The sequence below is a fragment of the Pantoea sp. UBA6567 genome (genome assembly GCF_002434165.1).
GTDB lineage: Bacteria > Pseudomonadota > Gammaproteobacteria > Enterobacterales > Enterobacteriaceae > Pantoea > Pantoea eucrina.
On the sequence record NZ_DJJN01000006.1, the window covers coordinates 439,715 to 462,409 of the forward strand.

The window sequence follows — 22,695 nt, forward strand, 5'->3', positions numbered from 1 at the left end:
GTATTGACCACTCAACCAACTTTAGTCGCTATCGTGCTGGCTGGCGCTGCAGGGCGATGGAAATGTGAAGCGCTGCCGGGTAATTACGTGGGAAATTGTTGCCGCTGACGGTTTTTACTTGCTCCGCCGCGCGGTTTACCGGAGGCTGAAAGAAAATAAGGAGGCGTATGAAGATTATCTGGTATCACCCGTCAATGGACGTGCAGCGCTGGCTCACGGGCCTCGGCCGGCGGCTGCCGGACGCGGAAGTCCGGCTGTGGCAGCCGGGCGATAGTGGTCGTGCAGATTATGCCGTTGTACGTTCGCCGCCGGTGGAGATGCTGGCGCAGCGAAGCCTGAAGGGAGTGTTCGCGATGGGAGCGGGCGTCGATGAACTTCTGCAGCAGCAGCGTCAGCATTCTGACAGGCTCAGCGCCCAGGCGCCGCTGTATCGCCTTGAGGATACCGGCATGGCACAGCAGATGCAGGAGTATGCGAACTGGTGCGTGCTGGGCTGGTATCGCCGCTTTGCTGACTATCAGCGCCAGCAGCAGGCGCACTGCTGGCAGCCGCTGCCGCTGCCGGCGCGCGACGCCTTCACCATTGGCGTGCTTGGCGCGGGCGTACTGGGCCGCAGCGTGCTGGAGAGCCTGCAGCAGTGGGGATTCCCGCTGCGCTGCTGGAGTCGCACGCCGAAGAGCCTGCCTGGCGTGCACGCCTTCCACGGTGCCGCCGCGCTGCACGACTTCCTTGCCGGCTGTCAGGTCGTGATTGATCTGCTGCCCGCCACGCCGGAAACCACCGATCTTATCAACGCTGATTTCCTGCGCGCGCTGCCGCACGGCGCATACTTTCTTAACCTGGCGCGCGGCGCGCACGTGGTTGAAGCGGACCTGCTGGCAGCGCTCAACAGCGGGCAACTTGCCGCCGCCGCGCTGGATGTCTTTCAGCAGGAGCCGCTGCCGGCGGAAAATGCGCTCTGGCAGCATCCGCACGTTACCCTCACGCCACACAGTGCCGCCATTACGCTGCCGGAGCAGGCGATGGACGCCATCGCCAGCGCCATTCAGCAGCTGGAAACAGGGCAGCAGCCCCCGGGGCGCGTGGATCGCCAGCGCGGCTATTAACTTATCTCAGAGGAGCAAAATATGTATCCCGTTGATCTGCATATGCACACCGTTGCCAGCACGCACGCCTACAGCACGCTGCATGACTATGTCGCCCAGGCGAAACAGAACGGCCTGAAGCTATTTGCCATTACCGACCACGGCCCCGATATGGCGGATGCGCCGCATCACTGGCATTTCATTAATATGCGTATCTGGCCGCGGGTTGTTGACGGCGTCGGCATCCTGCGCGGAATTGAAGCGAACATTAAGAATCAGCAGGGCGAGATCGACTGCAGCGGGCCGATGCTGGATGCCCTGGATCTGATCGTGGCGGGCTTTCACGAGCCGGTCTACACGCCGCGCGATAAAGCACACCATACCGAGGCGATGATCGCCGCGATGGCAGGCGGGCTGGTGCATATCATCAGCCATCCGGGCAACCCCAAATTCCCGGTGGATATTCGCGCCATTGCCGAAGCCGCAGCCCACTACAACGTGGCGCTGGAGATCAATAACTCCTCGTTTACCCATTCGCGTCCGGGCAGTGAACCTAACTGCCGCGCGATTGCGGAGGCGGTGCGTGACGCGGGCGGACAGCTGGCATTTGGCTCCGATTCCCATACCGCCTTTACGCTGGGGCATTTTGAGCACTGCCTGCGCATTACGCGCGAGGTGGATTTCCCTGAAGATCGGGTGTTAAATGTCACGCCGCGCCGCCTGCTCGATTTTCTGGAGCAGCGCAGCGGTAAACGGATCGCGGAATTACTGGATTTTTAATGTTGTAGTGAGGAATGCTGCCAGATGAATGAATTTTCTATGCTTTGCCGGGTGATCGGCTCCCTGTTTAACCGTCAGCCCCAGGATCCGCTGCTGATGCCGCTGTTTACGCTGCTGCGCGAAGGCAAAATGCAGGCACAGTGGCCGCTGGAGCAGGATGCGCTGCTGACGCGTCTGCAGCAGAGCAGCGATCCGCAGGCGCTGGCAGCGGATTACAACGCGCTGTTTGTCGGTCAGGAGTGCAGCGTGCCGCCTTACGCGTCACAGTGGCCGGAAGGCGCGCCGGAAGCGGAGATCCGGGCGTTTCTCAGCGCGCGCGGCATGCCGCTCAGTGACGCGCCTGCCGATCACTTTGGCGTACTGCTGCTGGCGGCGTCGTGGCTGGAAGATCAGTCTGCAGAAGATGAATCAGACGCGCAGCGCGCGCTGTTTGAATCTTATCTGCTGCCGTGGTGCGGTGCGTTCCTCGGCAAAGTTGAAGCGCACGCCACCACGGCGTTTTATCGTACGCTGGCTGAGCTGAGCCGCGAGGCGATCCAGACGATGTATGATGAGCTGAGCGAAGACGATACGCCGCAGGCGTAATCGTTCCCCGCAGGGGGAGCGGCTGCCGGAGGCGTTCGCTGCAGCTGCACAACAAGCAGTGACGTGCGGCTAAAGATTGCAGACTCCGGCGGATGCAGGTTAAGCCAAGAGAGACTAACGCCGGCGCAGACGCGGAAAACGTGCGTGCATGCGCAGATTGCGCAGGTTAAGCACGGCAATGGCGGTGCCCAGCACCACCAGCGATGCGCCAAATACTTTGAAACTGTTCATGCTGTCGCCCAGCACCGTCACGCCCATGATGACAGCCAGCACCGGCGTCAGCAGCGAATAGGGCATGATCAGATTAACATTATATTTTTTCAGCAGGGCGTACCACAGCGTATAGGCAACAATCGAAGAGGCGATAGCGCTGTAAAGAATGCCGAACCAGCCGTGCCAGCCCGCCGCCTGCAGGGCGCTGAACTGATTCGACTCTGTCAGCCATGAGGCAGCGCCAACCAGCGGCACGGCGAGGAATGAGATCCAGCCGGTCAGCGTCAGCGGACTAATAGGCGGCGACTTTTTGACAATCATGTTGCTGACCGCCCAGCCAAACGCGCTGCACAGCAGGATACAGAGTACCCACCAGGCAGGGATAGTCGGGCTGCCCGAGAGCACGGCCACGCCGCTCAGAGAGATAGCGATGCCGCACAGCTGCACCAGCCGCAGCTTCTCTTTCAGGATTGCCATCGCCAGCAGCATCGCAATGGGTGTGCCCAGCTGTACAACGATAGCCGCCGTACCGGCATCGGTATAGCGCATGCCGACAAACAGCAGCGAGAAATGCATAAAGCCAAAGGTAAATGCGAGGGTAATGAGCCACGGCAGCTGCGCGCGCGTGACACGGCAAAAGGGCACCAGAATCAGAGCGACCACGACAAAGCGCATCCACGTCAGAAACAGCGGCGGCAGCTCCAGAAGGCCCCATTTAACCGCCACGTTGTTAAACGCCCAGATTGAAACCACAAACAGAATCAGAAAAAAATGCCGTACGGCCACGCTGTTATCCTTCACAGAAAAATGAACTTACGCTTAATAATGGCATGAAGCCTGCCGCACAGGACACATCAACCTGGCGGTTTAGCACTCAACAGCAAAATCGCCACCTTATAATTACAACATACTATTATCTGAGCGCTATCCTGACATCCGCTTCTGCATAAGCATGTTGCGGAATAACATAAGACACGGCTGGCAATTGCTGTCACAGTAGAGCTTAACAGCGGACGCAGCAGAGGAGCATGCCGGCAATGACGGAGCGTTATACTTTACCCCTGGCATTAATACAGCTTGAAGTTCCGCCCCCGCAGGTGGTGGCGAAAATTGGCGAACAGCCTGCGTGGTTTATTGACGCGCTGCAGCTGCAGGCGGATGACTATATTATCGTGCGTCCGCACCGGGGTGACGCACTTCCCGGCTGGCAGGAGATTAGCGGGGCGATCCTCAGCGGCTCCTGGGCGATGGTAACCGACCACGCAGGATGGAGTGAGCGCACTGCGGCCTGGATACGCGGCGCAATAGAGGCGCAGCTGCCGCTGCTTGGCGTCTGCTACGGCCATCAGCTGATGGCGTATGCGCTGGGGGGTGAGGTGGGCGATAATCCCCGCGGCTGGGAGCGCGGGCTTCAGACCGTGACGCGGACCGCTTCGGATGCCTGGCTGAACGGACTGCCGGCACACTTTTCCGCCTGGCTGTCGCACCGGCAGTCGGTACTGGCCCCGCCGCCGCAGGCCACGGTTCTGGCGCGCTCAGCGCTGGATGCGTGTCAGGTGTTACGCTACTCGCCGCAGGCATTTTCCGTTCAGTTTCATCCGGAGTTCAGTCGCGAGATCATGACGGCCTGTACACCGGCTGACGTACAGTCGGATAGCGCGGTAATGGGGGATACTGACTGGGCGCGTACGCTGCTGCAGCGCTTCTGGCAGCAGGTACGGCCCCGGGATCAGGAAGCGTCGCAGCGCTGACAGCGATAGACCCAGGCGGGCGGCATGTTTTTCAGCACCCGCTGCCGCTGCCAGACAAAATAGCGCGACAGATCGTGCCGGGTGAGCGAGGTGTACTGAAACTGGACAAATACGCCCTGGGGCGCCAGCGCATTATGCACCGCGCTCAGAATGGTGTGACGCGTGGCCGCAGGCAGCGACAGCAGCGGCAGGCCGGAAAAAATAGCGTCATATTCACCCTGCAGCAGCTCCGCTGAGTGTGCCTGGACCTGCATGCGCGGATCGTGCCACTGACGCAGTTCTGCTGCCAGCTGCGGATTAATTTCAAACACGTCAAGCTGCGCGGCCGGTACCATACGCGACAGCAGCTGGCGGGTCAGCACGCCATCGCCGGCGCCCAGTTCAGCCACCCGCAGGCTGCTATCCCACTCTACCGCATTGCACATACAGCGGCATAACGCCGCTGATGAAGGGGTGACGCTGCCGATTGTGCGCGGATCGCGAATAAACTGCTGTACAAAGTTCGCTTTGGCCCGCATTAGCATCATGGCTGAAGCCAGCATCTTTCTCTCCTGAATCTGTGGTCTGCAGGGTATTGACCACAGATAACGCTCAGGTTTCGCTTTAGCGCGGCAAAAAAGCCAAACTCAGAACATTCCGGCACAAATGATTCTGTCCCGCTTTAACACCGATTTCCCGCGTCGGCTCACAGTTTCCCGCCTGCAGACCTGACAGGCTAAAAACGATCGCGCAATGTTAATCAACAGTTTAAAAGTTGTTAACTTCCATTCGCTCTGTAAGGGGAAATACCATGCGTTACGCTGCTCCGGGAGAACAGGGTTCTCTGATCACTCTGCAATCGCAGTATGGCAACTTTATCAACGGCGAGTTTACTGCGCCGGTTAACGGTCACTATTTTACCAACACCTCACCGGTTAATGGCAGCGCAATCGGCGAATTCCCGCGTTCCGATCGGGCAGATGTTGATAATGCGGTCGCGGCGGCTCAGGCGGCGGCAGAGCAGTGGGGCAAGACCTCACCGCAGGCGCGCTCGCTGGTGTTACTGAAGATTGCTGACCGCCTGGAGCAAAATCTGGAATATATCGCCGTTAATGAAACCTGGGATAACGGCAAGCCGGTACGCGAAACGCTGGCCGCTGACCTGCCGCTGGCGGTGGACCATTTCCGCTATTTTGCCGGCTGTGTCCGGGCGCAGGAAGGCAGCGCCGCCGAAATCGATGAGTTCACGGCTGCCTATCACTTCCATGAACCGCTGGGCGTGGTGGGGCAGATCATTCCGTGGAACTTCCCGCTGCTAATGGCCGCCTGGAAGCTGGCACCGGCGCTGGGCGCAGGTAACTGCGTGGTGCTGAAACCGGCCGAGCAGACGCCGCTTTCCATCACGCTGTTTGTTGAGTTGATCAAAGATCTGGTCCCGCCCGGCGTCATTAACGTGGTGCACGGCTACGGCAAAGAGGCGGGCGAAGCGCTGGCATCGCATCCGGGCATTGCCAAGATCGCATTTACCGGCTCAACAGCGACCGGCGGCCATATTCTGGAGCTGGCGGCAAAAAGCCTGATCCCGTCCACGGTGGAGCTGGGCGGAAAATCACCAAATATCTTTTTCGAAGATATCATGCAGGCGGAGGAGAGCTTTATTGAGAAAGCGGCCGAGGGGGTTGTGCTCGGCTTCCTGAACCAGGGTGAGGTCTGTACCTGTCCGTCGCGCGCGCTGGTGCAGGAATCGATTTTTGAGCCCTTTATGGCGGCCGTGATGAAGCGCATCAAAACCATTAAACGTGGCGATCCGCTGGATACGGAAACCATGATTGGCGCTCAGGCGTCGCAGCAGCAGTTTGATAAGATCCTCTCTTATCTTGAGATTGCGCAGCAGGAAGGGGCGGAAGTGCTGCACGGTGGTAACGTTGAGCAGATTGGCGAAGCCTTCAGCGGCGGCTACTATATTCAGCCCACGCTGCTGAAAGGCAACAACAGCATGCGCGTATTTCAGGAAGAGATTTTCGGACCGGTGGTCGGCGTACTGACGTTTAAAGATGAAGCGGAGGCGCTGGCCATTGCTAATGATTCGATTTACGGGCTTGGCGCTGGCGTCTGGACGCGGGATATCAACCGCGCATACCGTATGGGGAGAGCAATCAAAGCCGGACGCGTCTGGACTAACTGCTACCATCTCTATCCGGCTCACGCTGCGTTTGGCGGCTATAAGAAATCGGGCATCGGGCGGGAGACGCATAAAATGATGCTGGATCACTATCAGCAAACTAAAAATCTGCTGGTGAGCTACAGCACACAGCCGCTCGGGTTCTTCTGATTTTCGTACCGGCGGTCGCTGCAGAGGCTATATTTTCATAAACCTGTCATCTTTGCAGGACAGGATATGAGAAACGCCTCTGCGCAAAGGAGAGATCATGAACGCAGGATATGATTATATGGAGCAGCACGATGAGGTGCTGGATGCGGTCGAACAGGACATTATCAGCGTCAATCTGCCCACTTATGATGCGTTGCAGCATGCGCGCCAGCAGAGTGCCGAGCGCGACGCCGCGCGGGAAATGTCGCTGCGCGCATAAGAAAGCGCTCTCAGATTAATAAAAAAATCCGCAGCCTGGTGCCGCGGATTTTTTACAGGGTCTGCTTCAGCGCTTTACTTTACGCAGGCAGAGCACTGATTGTGGATCTGCTGGAAGAAATCGTTACCTTTGTCATCGACCAGAATAAACGCCGGGAAATTTTCCACTTCAATTTTCCAGATCGCCTCCATGCCCAGTTCGGCATACTCAACGCACTCAAGGCTTTTAATACTCTGCTGCGCCAGTACCGCTGCCGGGCCGCCAATACTGCCCAGGTAGAATCCGCCATGCTTATGGCAGGCGTCAGTCACCTGTTTGCTGCGGTTACCTTTGGCCAGCATTACCATGCTGCCGCCGTGCGACTGCAGCAGATCGACATAAGAGTCCATCCGGCCTGCGGTGGTAGGGCCGAGGGAACCGGACGCGTGTCCTTCCGGCGTTTTGGCCGGACCGGCATAGTAGACCGGATGATCTTTAATGTACTGCGGCAGCCCTTCGCCATTATCGATACGCTCTTTGAGTTTGGCGTGAGCGATGTCGCGCGCCACAATAATGGTGCCGTTCAGCGACAGGCGGGTAGCCACCGGATAAGCGGAGAGCTGGGCCAGAATATCCTGCATCGGGCGATTAAGATCTACCTGCACCACTTCGCCTTCGCCCTGCTGGCGCAGCGCTTCCGGAATATAGCGTCCCGGATTATCTTCCAGCTTCTCAATCCAGATGCCATCGCGGTTGATTTTAGCTTTGATGTTACGGTCAGCAGAACAGGAGACGCCCATGCCTACCGGGCAGGAGGCACCGTGACGCGGCAGTCTGACCACGCGAATGTCGTGAGCGAAATATTTACCGCCAAACTGCGCGCCCAGTCCGAGCTGCTGCGACGCTTCCAGCAGTTCCTGCTCCAGCACGATATCGCGAAACGCCTGACCGTGCTCGTTGCCTTCCGTTGGCAGCGAGTCATAGTAATGCGTTGAGGCGAGCTTAACCGTTTTTAGCGTGCTCTCCGCAGAGGTGCCACCGATCACAAATGCAATATGGTAGGGCGGACAGGCAGCGGTGCCGAGCGACATCATTTTATCAATCAGGTAGTTTTTTAATTTTGCCGGCGTGATTAACGCTTTGGTTTCCTGATAGAGGTAGGTCTTGTTCGCTGAACCACCGCCTTTAGCGATGCAGAGGAACTTATACTCATCGCCATCCACGCTGTAGAGATCGATCTGGGCCGGCAGGTTGGTGCCGGTATTGACCTCTTTATACATATCCAGCGGGGCGTTCTGCGAGTAGCGCAGATTATCTTCGATATAGGTGTTATAGACGCCCTGCGACAGCGCCGCTTCATCGCCGCCGCCGGTCCAGACGCGCTGGCCTTTTTTACCCATGATAATCGCGGTGCCGGTATCCTGGCAGGTTGGCAGTACGCCTTTAGCAGCGATTTCTGAGTTACGCAGAAACTGCAGCGCGACATACTTGTCATTCTGACTCGCTTCATCATCCGCCAGAATAGCGGCAACCTGCTGCTGGTGTGAGGCGCGCAGCATAAAAGAGGCGTCATGAAACGCCTGCTGCGCCAGCAGCGTCAGCGCTTCTGGTGCGACTTTCAGCACCTCCTCGCCCTCAAAGCTGGCGACCGAAACGTGCTCGCGGCTCAGCAGGTAATATTCAGTATCATCTTTGGCGAGAGGAAAGGGGTTCTGGTAATAGAAGGGTTTGTTCGACATGTTGGCTCACTTAGCTTCGTGTTGCCCGCCTGCGCGGCGGGCGGCAAATTAGGCGATCTGTGGTGCTATTTTCTCTCGCCAGCCCGTATCAGGAGCTGACTGGCGAGCATAGTAACACTGAAACAGGCTGACGCGGCTGCGTTTTTTAACATCAAAGCAACATCATCAGAACATCATGACCATCCAGGGATAAGCGATAACCATCAGCGCCACCAGGAAGAGGGCGCCAAAGATGGTGCCAAGCCGCCAGTAATCTTTGGTCGGCAGATAGCCGCTGCCGTAATAGATAGGGCTTGGGCCGGTACCGTAAGGGGTGATAATGCCCATCACACCCAGCGAGGTACACATCATCAGGCAGAACACCGGCATATTAATGCCTGGAATTGAGGCGGCAATAGTCAGCATGGCGGGCAGCAGGGCGGTGGTATGCGCCGTGGTGCTGGCAAACAGATAGTGCAGCAGATAAAAGGCAATCAGCAGCACCACTGCGGAGACCTGAGGATCGTAACCCTGTAGCAGCACCGCCCCCTCTTTGCCCAGCCAGGCAATAAAACCGACGCGTGCCAGACCATCGGCCAGCGCCACCAGCGTGGCAAACCAGGCAAAGGTGTTCCAGGCGGCTTTATTGCTGGTGATATCACTCCAGTTAAGTACGCCGGTCCAGAGCATCAGCACAATCACCAGCAGCGCGGCCATAGCGGGCTCTATCCATGCCGTTGCGAAAATCCACATCATCAGCGCCGCGACGACAAACAGCAGCAGCAGGATCTCATTGCGCGACAGGCGGCCCAGCTTTTCCAGCTCGGCGGTCGCCCAGCGCGGTACCTCATCATTGACTTTGACTTCCGGCGGATAGAGCCAGTAAGCCAGCAGCGGCATGGTGAGAATCAGCAGGATCCCCAGCGGCAGGAAAGCGAGGAACCACATCCCCCAGCTGATATCGAAACCAATAACGCTCTTAACCAGGGCCAGTGCGAGCAGGTTAGGGGCCAGCGCAGAGAGAAACATCGAGCTGGTGATACAGGCTGCGGTAATCGCCACCCACATCAGATAAGAGCCGATTTTGCGGGCGCTGGGGTCATTAGGCTTAGAGCCATAGAGCGGCGGCAGGTTGGCAATAATCGGATAGATAGTCCCGCCGCTGCGGGCGGTGTTAGACGGCGTAAACGGCGCCAGCAGCAGGTCAGCGAAAGTAATCGCGTAGCCCAGCGTCAGACTGCGGCGACCGAGATATTTTACCAGAATCAGCGCCAGCCGGCGGCCAAACTGCGTTTTATCGTAGCCGGCTGCAAACATAAAGGCGCCAAAAATCAGCCAGACCGTAGAGTTGCCGAAGCCGCTGACTGCCCATTTGAACGACTGCGCTGCCGTTTTAAATGCCGGGTCGGCCAGCTCTGCCGGGCTAAACAGCACCCACTGGCTAAACAGAGCGATGACCACCACGCCGGTAAGCCCAATCACGGCGCCCGGCAGCGGCTCAAAAATCAGGCCGACAATAACACCGACAAAAATGGCGAAGAAGTGCCAGGCGTAGGGCTCCAGTCCGGCAGGCGTCGGCACCAGCAGCAACAGGAGTGCAACCAGTACCGGCAGGCAGAGCATCAGCAGGCGATTTTTTTTACCCGGCGCCGCAGGCGGCGCTTTGGTGGGTTCATGCGATTGCGTTGATAGGTTCATAGTTTTTGTCTGCACGTTGAGAAGAATGCGATATCAGTACCAGTGCCTTTATACCTGGATGATCCATTTTGCGGCATCAGTACAGGAAGTTCATGACGCTTGTGTTAAAGCAGAAAGCAATTTTGTTTCGCGAATTATCTAATTTATGCCGTTATGATGCGATTAATTAAAATACCTATTTTGATCCAGATCAATAAAATAAAGCGCTTATTTTTATCTGCGTTATTTTCAGTGTGTTATGACGCTTATTCAGGGCGTGCCTCACGATATAATGCACGATGTGAAGCGCTTTCTTTCCAATATCTGGCAGGCGTGTGATTTTTAAGTCAATGAAATATATAGTTTATTTTTGTGAGTTGAATTAACTTTGATTTTAATCAAGTTTTGAACGAAACTTAGCGGAACGCGTTACGCTCCTTCCCTGCTGAAAATAGGCTTTCCTTATCGGTAGTTTATATAACTAATGATATAAGTTATGTAACTAAATTAAATGTTATATTTACAGCATGAAGTCGGACCACTTTAATTATTTAACCGGTCACACTGCCAGGAATTGAATTTCATTTTTGATTTTCGGAGTCGCTTATCATGAACACGCTTACCCCGCTGCTAAAACCCCTTACCTTGCCTAAAGGTGCCGTGCTGAAAAATCGTCTGGTGATGGCACCCATGACAACATGTACCGGCTATTACGACGGTGGCGTCACCAGCGATCTGGTTGACTACTATCGGGTGCGTGCCGGCACAATCGGCACCGTCATCGTAGAGTGTGCGTTTATCGATAATCGTGGTCCGGCATTTCCTGGCGCCATCGCCATCGACAGCGACAACAAGATCCCGGGACTGGCCAGAATAGCCCACGCGATCAAATCTCAGGGTTCTAAAGCTATCCTGCAGATTTACCACGGTGGCCGCATGGTTGAGCCGGCGCTGATTGGCGGGAAAACGCCTGTCGCGCCCAGCGCCATCGCGGCGCCGCGCGAAGGGGCCACCACACCGCAGGCGCTGACCGCAGATGAAGTCGATGTCATGATCAAAAAGTTTGGTGATGCGGTGAACCGTGCCATCAAAGCGGGTTTTGATGGCGTGGAAATTCACGGTGCCAATACCTATCTGATCCAGCAGTTCTATTCGCCTAACTCCAACCAGCGCAGCGACAAATGGGGCGGCAGTCGCGATAACCGGGCGCGCTTTCCGCTGGAGGTCCTGGAAATCACGCATCAGATGGCCGATCGCTTTGCTGCCGCAGACTTTATTATCGGCTATCGCTTTTCACCGGAAGAGATTGAAGTGCCCGGTATCCGCTGGGATGACACCCTCTATCTGCTGGAGAAGCTCGCCGCGCGCGGCCTTGATTACGTGCACTTCTCCGTCGGTCAGCTGCTGCGTCCTTCCATTGTTGACACCAGCGACCCCACGCCTCTGATTACCAAATACATTGCGCAGCGTTCAGCACAGCTGGCCCGCATTCCGGTTATTGGCGTCGGCGGCGTGGTGAATAAAGAGGATGCCGAACTGGCGCTGGAATCGGGCTTCGATCTGGTTGCCGTCGGGAAAGCCTGTATCGCCTGGCCCAACTGGGCGGATCGCATTATTAACAATGAGCACCTTGAACTCTACATCGACAGTACCAAACGCGAGGAGCTGACAATTCCGGAGCCGCTCTGGCGCTTCTCGCTGGTGGACGCCATGATCCGCGACGTCAGCGACGGCCATCGCAAATATAAAGCCGGTGTGTATCAGGCGAAGGTAGAGGCGGAAGCGCTGAAGCTGAAAATCAACGTCACGCTGGATACCGATCGTATTACCGACATCGAACTGGTGCCGGATCCAGCGCTGGATGTTGACTTCACCAGTACGTTTGAAAGCCTGCGCGAGCGCATTCTGGTTGCAAACAGTCCGCACGTCGATGCGGTTACCGGGGCCACTACGCAAAGCGAGGCGCTGAAAAAAGCGGTATCGCGTGCGCTGGCAACCTCCAGCAAAGAGTATGTGATTGAGGAAGGGGGCAACCCGAACGCGCCGGTCAATTACGATGTTGTGGTCATCGGCACCGGCGGCGCAGGTCTCGCGGCGGCTATTCAGGCACATGACGACGGCGCCCGCGTGGTACTGATTGAAAAAATGCCCACCATTGGCGGAAATACCATTAAGGCGTCAGTAGGGATGAACGCCGCCGAGACGCGCTATCAGAGGCTGAAAGGCATTGAAGACAGCAAAGCGCTGTTTTATGAAGAGACGCTGAAAGGCGGTAAAGGTAAAAATAATCCGCAACTGCTGCATGAGTTTGTCGAACGCGCGCCGGAAGCTATCGAGTGGCTGGCAGCGAAGCAGATTGAGCTCAGCGATATCACTATCACGGGCGGAATGAGCATTGACCGTACGCACCGGCCTGAAGATCGCTCAGCGGTAGGGGGCTTCCTGATCAGCGGGCTGGTGAAAAATGTTAACCAGCGCAACATTGAGGTGCTACTTGAGACCTCAGTCGCTGAAATTCTGTGTGAAAACGGCGTGGTAACCGGGGTTAAGGTGGTGGATGAGTATAACGACAGCCGCATTCTCAACGCAAAAAGTGTGATTGTTGCCACCGGCGGCTTCAGCGCCAACCGGGAGATGGTAGTGAAATATCGCCCGGAACTGGATGGCTTTGTCACGACTAACCACGCCGGCGCCACCGGCAGCGGCATCGCGATGCTGCAGCATATTGGCGCCGGTACGGTTGATATGGGCGAGATTCAGATCCATCCTACGGTTGAACAGACCACCTCCTATCTGATTTCAGAAGCGATGCGTGGCGGCGGGGCAATTCTGGTAAGCCAGGCGGGCAAGCGTTTCTATAACGAAATGGAGACGCGCGATAAAGTCTCTGCGGAGATTATTGCGCTGCCGGAGAAAAGTGCCTGGATCATCTTCGATGAGCAGGTGCGCCGTAATAACAAAGCCGCTGATGAATATATCGCCAAAGGTTTTGTCATCAGCGCACCCACGCCGCACGAGCTGGCGGTTAAGCTCAATATGGACCAGGAATCACTGCAGAGTACGCTGGGTCGCTACAATGAGTGTGTGATTAACCAGCATGACGAAGATTTTGGCCGCAAAACGGCGCTGCGCCATCCGCTGAATCAGGGGCCTTACTACGCTATTCGCGTGGCGCCTGGCGTTCATCACACCATGGGTGGCGTCACCATCAACACGGAAACCGCAGTGCTGAATGCACAGAACCAGGCGATCACCGGCGCCTGGGCTGCCGGGGAAGTGGTCGGCGGTATTCACGGCGCCAACCGCATCGGCGGGAATGCCGTAGCGGATATCATCATCTTTGGTATCAAAGCGGGGCATAACGCCGCTAAACTCGCCTTAGGTAATTAACCTGCACCGGTGCCCGTCTGCGCGGGCACCGGTAGTAATGAGGCAACTATGGCTAACGAGGCAGGTGTCTACAGCTATTCAGCCGTTCAGATGGGATCGCCTGTGCTGCTGAAACTCTTTGAAAATAACGCCGCGCTGGCACAGCAGGTGTTTCGCCTGATTGCACAGCAGGAGAATCTGTTTACCGTCAACCGGGTGCAGTCAGAGGTCATGGCAATTAACCATGCCGCTGGCGAGCGACCGGTGGCGGTCAGTCCCGCAGTGTTTAATCTGATTCAGGTGGCCCATACGGTCAGCACGCTGCCGGACAGCGCGTTCAACTTCGCCATTGGTCCGATAGTTAAGCGCTGGAAAATTGGTTTTCAGGGCAACAGCGTGCCCGCTGCCGCTGACATCACCGCGCTGTTGCCCCTTACCAACCCGCATCAGGTCGTGCTGGACGCTGCGGCGCAGTCGGTTTATCTGCCGCAGCGCGGTATGGAGATCGATCTCGGTGCCATAGCCAAAGGCTATATTGCCGATCGGGTGCAGCAGTGGCTGCGTCAGCAGGGAGTGACGCAGGCGCTGATCAATCTTGGCGGCAATGTGCAGACGCTGGGTGCGCCCCCGCATGAACCGCAGGGGTGGCAAATTGGGCTGAAAAAGCCCTTTGCTGACGATAACGCGTTACTCGGCGTAATCGAGGTGCGGGAGAAATCAGTCGTCACGTCCGGGATCTATGAGCGTTACTTTGAACAGCAGGGGCGCTGCTGGCACCATATTTTTGACCCGCGTACCGGCTATCCGCTGGATAATGAACTGTTAAGCGTGACGGTGATAAGTGACCGCTCGCTGGATGGCGACATCTATACCACGCTACTGTATGGCATGGGCACAGAACAGGGACTGAACTGGCTCGCCAGCCAGTCCGACATCGATGCCATTTTTGTCACCCGCGATCGGCAGATCGTCTGCTCTTCACCGCGTCACTACCGATTCCGGCCAGCTGATACCACGTGGAAACTGCACTACTGACAATATTGCTGCAGCAGCGAGCGATATTCCGGCTGCAGACGATAGCGATAGACCGGACGTCCGGTGGCGCCATAGTGAATGCTGGTAAACAGAATATTGATCTGCGCCAGCCAGATGAGATATTTGCGGCAGGAGACGCGTGAAATATTCACCTCTGCAGCCAGCTCATCGGTCGAGAATTCCTGTGCGGGGTGCGCATCTATCCACTGACAGAGCGTGCGCAGCGTTTGTGGCGTCAGGCCTTTGGGCAGACGCTTATTGTCGTGATGCGTTGCCGGATTGCCGTGGATCAGCAGATCGACGTCAGATTGCTGATAGTGCTGGTGGTTATCCATCAGCGATTTTTTCTGCTGCCAGCTGGTAAGCGCCTCTTCAAAACGCGGAAACTGAAACGGCTTAATAAGATAATCCACCACCCCGTAGTGCAGCGATGTTTTGATATTTTCTGCATCAGCCGCAGAGGAGATAATAATCACTTCTGTCGGGCTTTGCGCTTTTCGCAGCTCAGGCAGCAGATCCAGGCCATTCTCCTGCTGCATATAGATATCCAGCAGCAGCAGATCGATCGGCGTGTCGCTATTGAATAAAAAATCGCGCGCCTGCTGCAGCGTTGCCGCCGTACCACAGCAGTTAAAACCGGGTACCTGACCGATAAAACTGCGGTTGAGTTCGGCAACCATGGCATCATCGTCAACCACTAAAACATTAATCATGCGGTTTAATTTCCTTTATCCCAGGGTAGCTGGACTAAAAATTGCGTGAATACGCCGGGCTCAGACTCTGCGCTGACGCTGCCGCCAAGGCTTTCCACCTGCTGCTTAAGCAGAAACAATCCGACTCCGCGGTTCTCACCTTTGGTGGAGAAACCTTTGTCAAAAATGGTCGCCAGATGCGCAGCATCAATGCCCGGACCGTCGTCGCTCACCTCGCAAGTCAGCCAGCCGTTTTGATAATGGAGCATCAGGTGGATCTCTCCTTCGGTCTGCTCGCGCAGCGCATCAAGCGCGTTCTCGACCAGATTGCCGGTTACGGTAATCAGCGCCGCCATCTGCGCTTCGCTGCCGCTGTCTGGCAGGTAGCTGGCGTCGCTGATAGTGAGCCGGTGCCCGCAGTCTGAGGCGCGATTGATTTTACTTAACAGGATCCCCGCAATCACCGGGGATTTAATCTTATCCAGCAAAAAGCCGATCTCTGTCTGATAGTTATTGGCGGTTTTCAGGATATACGCTTCAACCTGCGCATAGTTTTTCATATGCAGCAGGCCGAGGATCACATGCAGCTTGTTCATAAACTCGTGCGAGCGTTCACGCAGGGCGTCGACATAGTTTACCATGCCGCTTAAGCGCTGCATCAGCTGGCTGATCTCAGTTTTATCCCTGAACGTACAGACCGCGCCAATAATCCGCTCCGCCGTGCGTACCGGAACGGTATTGGTCAGCAGCAGTCGGCCATTCACGTTAATCTCCTCATCGCGCCGCGCCCGTCCGCTCTGCAGCACGCTGCGCAGCTGCGGTTCGACGGCGGTGGTGTCAGCGCGCCAGCTTTCATCAGGCGCGCGCTGCGTCTGTGCTGCGTCGCTCAGCAGATGGCAGGCAGCCTGATTGATCAGCGTCACTTCATGCCGATCGTCCATCGCCACCACGCCCTCTTTGACGGAATTGAGAATGGCCTGACGCTGCTCAAACAGGGTAGAAATCTCATAAGGTTCCAGCCCGAACAGAATACGTTTCAGCACGCGCACCAGGATCAGCGTACCCAGCGCGCCCGCCAGCGCGCCGATCAGAATAGTCCAGAGGATGATCCAGCGGCTCTGGTTAATCTGATCGGTGACGGCATCCAGTGAGATACCGATAGCCACCACCCCAATCTGCTGATGCTGGGCATTGAACACCGGGGTAAAAACACGCAGTGCCCGAACCAGGGAGCCCTGATTAACAGAGACATTTTCCTGACCGCGCAGCGCAGGCTGAATATCGTTGCCGATGAAATGCTGACCAACCAGTTCCGGATTACGATGGGAGTAGCGTATGCCCGCCATATTAGTGATCGTGATAAACAGCAGATTATTGCTGGTCTCAACCGCTTTTGCGACCGGCTGCAGATGAGCTTCAGCGGGGGAGAGCAGCAGCGCTCGCTGAACATCTGGCGATGTGGCCAGCGTACGCGCGACGGCCATCGCTTTATCTTCCAGCTGTGACCGGGTAGAGGCACCAATCTGAAAGAAATAGAACATATGCACGGTACACAGCACCAGGACAATCACGGCGCTCAGCATCAGCGTGACCAGCGTATTAAGTTTCATTGTCCGCCGGCGCATCGGCGTAGCAGGGACTGAAGGCGTCATGGTGGCGTTCACTTAGCGGAAAAGGGGCCTATTATGACGGATAATGGCGGCGCGGTTGCGGAAAATATAACAGGCCACTCTGAATAATGGCCTGCAGATAAGACGGTATGCAGAACTTAAGCGGTTTTCACACGACTGGCGAAGCTTTTACGCAGCTTCTGCAGTTTAGGCGGGATGACTGCCATGCAGTAGCCGTTGCGCTGACCCGCACCTTCCCAGTAGTCCTGATGGTAGGCTTCCGCCGGATACCAGGCTTTGAGCGGTTCTACGGTTGTCACCACCGGCACATCATGATCTTCCTGCGCGCGCGCAATGGCTGCAATCGCTTCTGCTTCCTGTTCAGCATTAGCAGGGAAAATCGCTGAGCGGTACTGCGTTCCGATATCATTTCCCTGACGATTAAGCTGGGTAGGATCGTGCGTGGCAAAACTGATATCCAGCAGATCGCCGTAGCTTATCTGCGCCGGATCAAACCCGATACGGATAGCTTCAGCATGACCGGTTGCCCCGCTGCATACCTGCTCATAAGTCGGATCAGGGCGCTCCCCGCCGGTATAGCCGCTTTCAACCGATTCAACACCAATTACATCTTTAAAAACGGCTTCGGTACACCAGAAACAGCCGCCCGCAACGATCGCATATTCGGTTGCCATTACATTTACTCCTGTCAGGTCGAAAGCTTAAGAGTGCGGGTGAACGGAGCGGAATTCAACCCGATAATCGCAGACCGCACAGGCTGTTCAGGTAAAACGTACTCAGCTGTCCGGGGCGGACTGGCTGAGCAGAGCCTGGAGTCGTGCCGTCAGCTGCTCAAGACTATATTTTGTTGCCTGCCGGACGACCTCTTCGCTTTCGCCGGAAAAACGCTGACAACAGGTCTGAATAGTGCCATCAGGCAGGCCCCAGGCAAACCAGACGGTGCCGGCTGGTGTACCATCCTCGCCGCCATCTGGTCCGGCATAACCGCTCACTGCAATGCTGCTATCGTCGCCGGAAAGCGCTTTTGCGCCTGCGGCCATTTCACGCACGGCGGCTTCGCTGACGGCGCTGTCACGTGCCAGCGTCTCTTCACTTACGTTCAGCACCCGATGTTTCGCCTGATCGGTATAAGTAATAAAGCCGCTGCTGTAAAACTGGCTGCTCTGGCCGACGGCCGCGAGGGTAGAGCCGACCCAGCCTGAAGTACAGGATTCTGCGGTGGTGACAGTCAGTTTTCTTTCAAGCAGAAGATCGCCCAGAATAGTTGCCGTTTCGATTAATTCCCGATTCATATATGCATCCCGATTTATTATTTAAATGTCAGCCAGCCACGCTTCGATTAAATAAACGTTGCCGGATGATAATTATTATAGATGGTGAGTCCGTTTTATCTGGTTAATATGAACTCAGCAGAAGAATATATTAAGCGGGGCGGGTCAATCCGAAGGGGTTGATTATTAATCAGGCAGGGGTTCTGTCGTATGGTAATTACGGATTCTGCATGAAAATATAAGCGTAGCGGGGCTAGGGCAGGGCGATAAATAACAGATCTGGCAAAGGGATAAATATCGTATGGCGCAATGCCGCCGGGCGTGTAGCTATAACGGACGACATTTGCCAGTAGTGGTCTATACTGAAACCTGAGAACCTGGCGCAAGCTCACATTCTCAGGAGGTAAAGTATGAAAAATGAGTATCCGGTTATTGGGGAAGCCGCCTGGGCGTTAATGATGCGCCGTGCAGATGTGACTCTGGCATCCCTCACGGCTGAACTGCATCAGATGGCTTGCCGCGAAACAGATGCGGTGCGCGACAGCCAGATCCATGAGGCGCAGCAGTGGCTGCTGGACTATCGCTCTACAGAGCAGGCCGACCGTCGTTCTGATTCGCCGTTAAAAGCGCTGTCAGAGCGATCGGATAGCGTTACCGTTGCCGGCACCGGTAACGGTGCACGCCGCCATTAAGCTCCCTGCTCATCGTCAGCCTGTGGCGGCGATGAGCGCACTTCCCGCTGATCTCCCGTCTGAAAATGTGCGTAAATTTGTCTCAATCCTCATCTGATAGCACTTTTTGCAAAAAAAACTTACCTCACCATTCATTATTCTCTGTACAAGTTTTTTGGAAATCCTGTACAACAGGTTAGATTTCCACTTTTTTATTGTTAATTTTAACATTTTACGGGAGTCACTTATGCGCCAGAACGGATATGCTCCGAACTCAGTTGAGGCGATTGCCAACTACTTTAGTAAAGCATCGCTGCCGTCTCAGCAGGAAACGCTGGGACAGATTGTCGTGGAGATTCTGCGTGAAGGCCGCAACCTGAATCGCAAATCCATTTGCACTAAGCTGTTACGTCGCCTTGAACTGGCAACAGAAGCAGAAGAAGAGCAGCATTATCATCAGCTTATCGGCTTGCTGTTTGAGCGGGAAAGCTAATACCAGATTTACGACCGGGTTATATTCAGACTAAGTAAACAGGGAAGAGTGCACAACCTCATGTATAACCTGTGACCAGCTGTATCGCGCCACGCACTGCGTGGCGCTGTTTTACTGTCGTACTTCATCTTGAAGTGGCGGCAAACAGAGATTCACTATGAAGATGAGCAAACACCAGAAGAGTATAGACGAAATCATCGGTGAAGCTGCCCTGACGCTGCTTCAGCGCTCCGGGCCTGTTAATACCCACGCGCTGATGGCAGAGCTGCAGAATATGCAGATGCAGGCCACCGATGAAGAGTATCGCACCGCAATCAGCATGGCCCTGAAAGAGGTCCGGACCAGCATTTCTTTTGGTCAGCAACAACGAAACGAACCGGAAAAAGATAACGTTCATCCCCTGTTTGGCAATGACCAGTCATCCGGCAATAGCCGTAAACATTAATCCAGCCCGATAAGGTATACTGCGGCCTTATCTTTAACAGTTTGAGACGGAAAATGGCAGATTTTCAAAACTTATACAATGTGCTGCCTGATAATGAGCTGGCTGCGCATTTTCGCGATGCCGGCCATGCGTTAAGCGATGAGTCACAGGTGCTGGATGGGGTAATACGCAGCATCCTTGCTACTGAGGGACGAGTGACTAATAAGTCGATTATTCTTTACCTGATTATGGCGCTGGAATCGGCCAGTGGCAGCGCTGAAGCTGACGTTCTGCGTCGCACACTGGAAATTGTTGTTGGCTATACGCCAGACGATGCCTGACCACGCTTTCTGCTCTTCCATCCGTGAAGAGCTTCTCCCATTTTCCTTTCAATCCTGCTCATGCGTTTCTTTCTTTTCTGTACACTTTTAGCTGAGTTGTACAGTTAATTAAAAGCAGCGCGCTTAATTAACGTCATTCAGTTTAAAGTTGTACATCTGCCTGATTAACGCTGAAATAGCTATTCGGTTGCTTAACGGCTCAGGCTCACTCCAGGAACATTTACCGTGACCTGACGAACCGGGCGCGCATTCAGACGCTTACTTCTGCCGGACTTAATTTTTTGCAGCCAGCTTTGCAGCTGTTTTATCTCTTCCTGCGCGGCAGATTCATTGCTGACATTGCAGATAAAGAGCTGGCTGAGCGTCTGATGCTCTGCTGCAGTAGCGTAGATTTCAAAGCGGCCATCGCGCTGCTGTAATTCTACGCTGGTAAAGTGCAAATGCTCCCATTGCTGTAACCGTGTTTTAAATCGAGCGAAATCCATAAAAGTTCCTTAACTTCTTATAGTGATTATTGGTACTAACGTGACTAAAGGAACATAGACCAGAATCAGAAAAACGCCAGAATAAAAAAATAAAAATTTTAACGTGCTGAGTTTGCTGCGTTAATTAACGCGCTTTTACCGTCTCGCTTATTATTTTTGCGCCTGAGGCTGGCTTACGCCGTTAAAAAAATTGCTTTTAAGATGAAAAAACCGCCCGAAGGCGGTCAGAAGGAGGGGCGTCTATTCAGGCTGCTTATCACCCGATTCTGGCGCACTGCCCGCATCATCATCAGGCAGTTCAGGCTCATCTTTACCAGGCTGATAACCTGCGTGAGCACGCTGTAGAGGTTTATGATGCATTGGTCTCTCCTTACGGGTTACGTCTGTGGCTTTTCACTACCCAGTTCAGCACCGGTTTCCGGATTAACATCAGGATTCGAGGCGGTTCTGGTGGCCATAGCCTTCAGCGCTGCCGCTTCATCCGCAGAGAGCACCACTGAGGCGTGACCATCGCCGCCATCTACGGCAGGCTGAGGATCGGCGACATAGTTGAAGTTCTCATCTGAATTCCAGCTGCCGCGTACATCATCCCCGTCAGACATACTGAAATAAGTATGCGCATACTCTTCGATTGGCGGCAGTTTACCCGGCGGAAAGTTATTGCGGATAGAGTAGAGCGCCTTTTCAAAAGAGAGCTGGTGGGCGGCTTCACGCGTCATCAGAAAGCCCAGTGCATCTTTTACGCCGACGTCATCAGTCACATTAATCAGGCGTTCATAAATAATCTTAGCGCGTGACTCCGCGGCGATATTGGAGCGCAAATCCGCCGTCACTTCGCCAATAGTATCGATATACGCTGCGGTCCATGGCACGCCACCTGAGTTTGTCAGTGGCGGGCCGCCACCATAGAGAATAGAGGTAAGATGACTGTCATTACCCGCACCGGTAATAGAGCGATAAAGTTCGCCCTCCGCTTCCGTGCCTTCAGCCAGCTTGCCTTTGGCCCCTTTATTAAGCATACCTACCAGCGAACCGATAATTTCAAGATGGCTCAGCTCTTCGGTCGCAATGTCCATCAGCATGTCACGGCGTCCGAGATCGTCATCTCCCAGACCCTGAGTAAAATAGCGCATGGCAGCTGCCAGTTCGCCCTGCGGGCCGCCAAACTGCTCCAGAAGCAGATTGGCCAGTCCGGGATTCGGTTCACTTACCCTGACGGTGTACTGCAATTTTTTAACGTGTCGAAACATGGCTCACCTCAGTGTTAACAGTCAGGCCGATAGGCTGGCCTTTGTAATAATGCGTTACTGCTGTTCCGCAATGGTTGTGAGTTTTTCATCGGTAGATTTTTCTTCAGCCAGCGTTTCTGCCAGCAGACTGGCGGCCTGATCGAGGCCCAGCTTTTTGGCCATGGCCACCAGCGTGCCGTAGGTGGCAATTTCGTAGTGTTCAACTTTCTGCGCCGCGCCTATCAGGCCAGCATCACGCACCGGGCCCGCTTCGGTCGCGTCAATCAGCTCCTGCGCTTCCTCTACCAGACCTTCCAGCGCATGGCACTTCATGCGTTTAATGCGTAATTCTTCGTGCGCTTCCACTGCCTGATCAAGACGATCAATTTGTCCCTGAGTCTCTTCCAGATGTTGTTTAAAAGCTGCTTTAAGCGTTTCATCAGAAGCTGCACGCGCCATTTTGGGCAGCGCGCGGGTAATCTGTTTTTCTGCACTATAAACATCTGAAAGATCGTGAATAAAAAGGTCGAGCAAAGATTCAACTTTCATAAGCGTTCTCCATGCAGTAATAAACAGCAAAGCAGACGTCGAATGACGTATGCAGTTTATTCATTAATATGAGATTTCAGACAGCAGAGGTTAGCGTTCTCTGATGCGGAATAGTCATTAAACGCGCAATCACTGCGCCGCAGAGTT

At 55.1% G+C, this 22,695-nt stretch carries 23 protein-coding genes; 12 read left to right on the forward strand and 11 right to left on the reverse strand.

Going from position 1 to position 22,695, the window contains the following annotated elements; translation table 11 throughout:
- The first annotated feature begins 167 nt into the window (after positions 1 to 167).
- From ghrA to B4M48_RS08095, 3 genes are read left to right on the forward strand one after another with little or no spacing between them, the layout of a single operon-like run.
- Positions 168 to 1,106, forward strand: coding sequence for a glyoxylate/hydroxypyruvate reductase GhrA (ghrA, locus tag B4M48_RS08085; RefSeq protein WP_288656379.1), 939 nt, complete (start codon positions 168 to 170; stop codon positions 1,104 to 1,106).
- Between the two features lie 21 nt (positions 1,107 to 1,127).
- Entirely contained in the window at positions 1,128 to 1,865 is a 738-nt protein-coding gene (locus tag B4M48_RS08090) for a phosphatase (protein ID WP_071668754.1), read from the forward strand.
- Between the two features lie 24 nt (positions 1,866 to 1,889).
- On the forward strand, positions 1,890 to 2,450 hold the full coding sequence (locus B4M48_RS08095; protein ID WP_039383933.1) for a TorD/DmsD family molecular chaperone: 561 nt from the start codon (positions 1,890 to 1,892) through the stop codon (positions 2,448 to 2,450).
- Between the two features lie 114 nt (positions 2,451 to 2,564).
- Here the strand turns inward: B4M48_RS08095 and B4M48_RS08100 are convergent, their stop codons facing one another.
- Positions 2,565 to 3,449: a DMT family transporter gene (locus B4M48_RS08100; RefSeq protein ID WP_039385807.1), complete on the reverse strand. Its 885-nt coding sequence runs from the start codon at positions 3,447 to 3,449 to the stop codon at positions 2,565 to 2,567.
- A 251-nt stretch (positions 3,450 to 3,700) separates the two neighbouring features.
- On the opposite strand from B4M48_RS08100, the gene B4M48_RS08105 reads away from it, so the two are divergent.
- The gene (locus B4M48_RS08105; protein WP_250340976.1) at positions 3,701 to 4,414 is read left to right on the forward strand and encodes a glutamine amidotransferase; all 714 of its coding nucleotides are present in this window, start codon (positions 3,701 to 3,703) and stop codon (positions 4,412 to 4,414) included.
- Here B4M48_RS08105 and B4M48_RS08110 read toward each other — a convergent pair.
- Entirely contained in the window at positions 4,393 to 4,956 is a 564-nt protein-coding gene (locus B4M48_RS08110) for a class I SAM-dependent methyltransferase (RefSeq protein ID WP_039383934.1), read from the reverse strand. The two genes, B4M48_RS08105 and B4M48_RS08110, sit on opposite strands and share 22 nt — an antisense overlap.
- Before the next feature lie 248 nt (positions 4,957 to 5,204).
- On the opposite strand from B4M48_RS08110, the gene B4M48_RS08115 reads away from it, so the two are divergent.
- The gene (locus B4M48_RS08115) at positions 5,205 to 6,725 is read left to right on the forward strand and encodes an aldehyde dehydrogenase family protein (protein ID WP_039383936.1); all 1,521 of its coding nucleotides are present in this window, start codon (positions 5,205 to 5,207) and stop codon (positions 6,723 to 6,725) included.
- A 97-nt stretch (positions 6,726 to 6,822) separates the two neighbouring features.
- On the forward strand, positions 6,823 to 6,984 hold the full coding sequence (locus B4M48_RS08120; RefSeq protein ID WP_158086449.1) for a hypothetical protein: 162 nt from the start codon (positions 6,823 to 6,825) through the stop codon (positions 6,982 to 6,984).
- Between the two features lie 74 nt (positions 6,985 to 7,058).
- Here the strand turns inward: B4M48_RS08120 and fumA are convergent, their stop codons facing one another.
- Together fumA and B4M48_RS08130 are read right to left on the reverse strand one after the other, a co-directional pair.
- A complete protein-coding gene (fumA, locus tag B4M48_RS08125) occupies positions 7,059 to 8,702 on the reverse strand; it encodes a class I fumarate hydratase FumA (RefSeq protein WP_071668755.1) in 1,644 nt (547 codons plus the stop codon).
- Between the two features lie 165 nt (positions 8,703 to 8,867).
- Entirely contained in the window at positions 8,868 to 10,379 is a 1,512-nt protein-coding gene (locus B4M48_RS08130) for an anion permease (RefSeq protein ID WP_039383942.1), read from the reverse strand.
- A 588-nt stretch (positions 10,380 to 10,967) separates the two neighbouring features.
- Here B4M48_RS08130 and B4M48_RS08135 point away from each other — a divergent pair.
- Both B4M48_RS08135 and B4M48_RS08140 read left to right on the forward strand, forming a co-directional pair.
- A complete protein-coding gene (locus tag B4M48_RS08135; protein WP_145339120.1) occupies positions 10,968 to 13,748 on the forward strand; it encodes a flavocytochrome c in 2,781 nt (926 codons plus the stop codon).
- 48 nt (positions 13,749 to 13,796) lie between these two features.
- Positions 13,797 to 14,762 carry an FAD:protein FMN transferase gene (locus B4M48_RS08140; RefSeq protein WP_071668757.1) on the forward strand — a complete coding sequence of 322 codons (966 nt, stop codon included), beginning with the start codon at positions 13,797 to 13,799 and terminating at the stop codon, positions 14,760 to 14,762.
- On the opposite strand, the gene dcuR is transcribed toward B4M48_RS08140, so the two are convergent.
- The 4 genes from dcuR to B4M48_RS08160 all read right to left on the reverse strand — a co-directional run bounded on the left by dcuR (position 14,756) and on the right by B4M48_RS08160 (position 18,377).
- On the reverse strand, positions 14,756 to 15,475 hold the full coding sequence (gene dcuR, locus B4M48_RS08145) for a two-component system response regulator DcuR (RefSeq protein WP_039383949.1): 720 nt from the start codon (positions 15,473 to 15,475) through the stop codon (positions 14,756 to 14,758). The two genes, B4M48_RS08140 and dcuR, sit on opposite strands and share 7 nt — an antisense overlap.
- 5 nt (positions 15,476 to 15,480) lie before the next feature.
- A complete protein-coding gene (locus B4M48_RS08150) occupies positions 15,481 to 17,106 on the reverse strand; it encodes a sensor histidine kinase (RefSeq protein ID WP_039383951.1) in 1,626 nt (541 codons plus the stop codon).
- A gap of 116 nt (positions 17,107 to 17,222) precedes the next feature.
- Positions 17,223 to 17,759 carry a peptide-methionine (S)-S-oxide reductase MsrA gene (msrA, locus tag B4M48_RS08155; protein ID WP_283341233.1) on the reverse strand — a complete coding sequence of 179 codons (537 nt, stop codon included), beginning with the start codon at positions 17,757 to 17,759 and terminating at the stop codon, positions 17,223 to 17,225.
- A 102-nt stretch (positions 17,760 to 17,861) separates the two neighbouring features.
- The gene (locus B4M48_RS08160; protein ID WP_039383954.1) at positions 17,862 to 18,377 is read right to left on the reverse strand and encodes a CinA family protein; all 516 of its coding nucleotides are present in this window, start codon (positions 18,375 to 18,377) and stop codon (positions 17,862 to 17,864) included.
- Between the two features lie 389 nt (positions 18,378 to 18,766).
- On the opposite strand from B4M48_RS08160, the gene B4M48_RS08165 reads away from it, so the two are divergent.
- From B4M48_RS08165 to B4M48_RS08180, 4 genes are all read left to right on the forward strand, one after another.
- Entirely contained in the window at positions 18,767 to 19,048 is a 282-nt protein-coding gene (locus B4M48_RS08165; RefSeq protein WP_094111798.1) for a hypothetical protein, read from the forward strand.
- Positions 19,049 to 19,274: 226 nt separating this feature from the next.
- On the forward strand, positions 19,275 to 19,520 hold the full coding sequence (ycgZ, locus tag B4M48_RS08170) for a regulatory protein YcgZ (protein WP_039383960.1): 246 nt from the start codon (positions 19,275 to 19,277) through the stop codon (positions 19,518 to 19,520).
- Between the two features lie 157 nt (positions 19,521 to 19,677).
- Positions 19,678 to 19,965 (forward strand): hypothetical protein, encoded by a 288-nt coding sequence (locus B4M48_RS08175; protein WP_071668759.1) that lies wholly within the window; start codon positions 19,678 to 19,680, stop codon positions 19,963 to 19,965.
- Between the two features lie 53 nt (positions 19,966 to 20,018).
- Positions 20,019 to 20,285, forward strand: coding sequence for a biofilm development regulator YmgB/AriR family protein (locus tag B4M48_RS08180; RefSeq protein ID WP_039383965.1), 267 nt, complete (start codon positions 20,019 to 20,021; stop codon positions 20,283 to 20,285).
- Positions 20,286 to 20,476: 191 nt separating this feature from the next.
- Here the strand turns inward: B4M48_RS08180 and B4M48_RS08185 are convergent, their stop codons facing one another.
- The 3 genes from B4M48_RS08185 to B4M48_RS08195 form a co-directional block, all read right to left on the reverse strand.
- A complete protein-coding gene (locus B4M48_RS08185) occupies positions 20,477 to 20,770 on the reverse strand; it encodes a hypothetical protein (RefSeq protein WP_052246483.1) in 294 nt (97 codons plus the stop codon).
- Positions 20,771 to 21,147: 377 nt separating this feature from the next.
- Positions 21,148 to 22,020, reverse strand: coding sequence for a manganese catalase family protein (locus B4M48_RS08190; protein ID WP_039383967.1), 873 nt, complete (start codon positions 22,018 to 22,020; stop codon positions 21,148 to 21,150).
- A gap of 54 nt (positions 22,021 to 22,074) precedes the next feature.
- Complete coding sequence (locus tag B4M48_RS08195) at positions 22,075 to 22,548, reverse strand: ferritin-like domain-containing protein (protein WP_039383968.1); 474 nt, start codon at positions 22,546 to 22,548, stop codon at positions 22,075 to 22,077.
- Positions 22,549 to 22,695 lie beyond the last annotated feature (147 nt).

Coding starts and splice junctions, on each gene's coding strand:
- ghrA (WP_288656379.1), top strand. CDS start 168: ATGAAGATTATCTGGTATCACCCGTCAATGGACGTGCAGCGCTGGCTC.
- B4M48_RS08090 (WP_071668754.1), top strand. CDS start 1,128: ATGTATCCCGTTGATCTGCATATGCACACCGTTGCCAGCACGCACGCC.
- B4M48_RS08095 (WP_039383933.1), top strand. CDS start 1,890: ATGAATGAATTTTCTATGCTTTGCCGGGTGATCGGCTCCCTGTTTAAC.
- B4M48_RS08105 (WP_250340976.1), top strand. CDS start 3,701: ATGACGGAGCGTTATACTTTACCCCTGGCATTAATACAGCTTGAAGTT.
- B4M48_RS08110 (WP_039383934.1), bottom strand. CDS start 4,956: ATGCTGGCTTCAGCCATGATGCTAATGCGGGCCAAAGCGAACTTTGTA.
- B4M48_RS08115 (WP_039383936.1), top strand. CDS start 5,205: ATGCGTTACGCTGCTCCGGGAGAACAGGGTTCTCTGATCACTCTGCAA.
- B4M48_RS08120 (WP_158086449.1), top strand. CDS start 6,823: ATGAACGCAGGATATGATTATATGGAGCAGCACGATGAGGTGCTGGAT.
- fumA (WP_071668755.1), bottom strand. CDS start 8,702: ATGTCGAACAAACCCTTCTATTACCAGAACCCCTTTCCTCTCGCCAAA.
- B4M48_RS08130 (WP_039383942.1), bottom strand. CDS start 10,379: ATGAACCTATCAACGCAATCGCATGAACCCACCAAAGCGCCGCCTGCG.
- B4M48_RS08135 (WP_145339120.1), top strand. CDS start 10,968: ATGAACACGCTTACCCCGCTGCTAAAACCCCTTACCTTGCCTAAAGGT.
- B4M48_RS08140 (WP_071668757.1), top strand. CDS start 13,797: ATGGCTAACGAGGCAGGTGTCTACAGCTATTCAGCCGTTCAGATGGGA.
- dcuR (WP_039383949.1), bottom strand. CDS start 15,475: ATGATTAATGTTTTAGTGGTTGACGATGATGCCATGGTTGCCGAACTC.
- B4M48_RS08150 (WP_039383951.1), bottom strand. CDS start 17,106: ATGACGCCTTCAGTCCCTGCTACGCCGATGCGCCGGCGGACAATGAAA.
- msrA (WP_283341233.1), bottom strand. CDS start 17,759: ATGGCAACCGAATATGCGATCGTTGCGGGCGGCTGTTTCTGGTGTACC.
- B4M48_RS08160 (WP_039383954.1), bottom strand. CDS start 18,377: ATGAATCGGGAATTAATCGAAACGGCAACTATTCTGGGCGATCTTCTG.
- B4M48_RS08165 (WP_094111798.1), top strand. CDS start 18,767: ATGAAAAATGAGTATCCGGTTATTGGGGAAGCCGCCTGGGCGTTAATG.
- ycgZ (WP_039383960.1), top strand. CDS start 19,275: ATGCGCCAGAACGGATATGCTCCGAACTCAGTTGAGGCGATTGCCAAC.
- B4M48_RS08175 (WP_071668759.1), top strand. CDS start 19,678: ATGAAGATGAGCAAACACCAGAAGAGTATAGACGAAATCATCGGTGAA.
- B4M48_RS08180 (WP_039383965.1), top strand. CDS start 20,019: ATGGCAGATTTTCAAAACTTATACAATGTGCTGCCTGATAATGAGCTG.
- B4M48_RS08185 (WP_052246483.1), bottom strand. CDS start 20,770: ATGGATTTCGCTCGATTTAAAACACGGTTACAGCAATGGGAGCATTTG.
- B4M48_RS08190 (WP_039383967.1), bottom strand. CDS start 22,020: ATGTTTCGACACGTTAAAAAATTGCAGTACACCGTCAGGGTAAGTGAA.
- B4M48_RS08195 (WP_039383968.1), bottom strand. CDS start 22,548: ATGAAAGTTGAATCTTTGCTCGACCTTTTTATTCACGATCTTTCAGAT.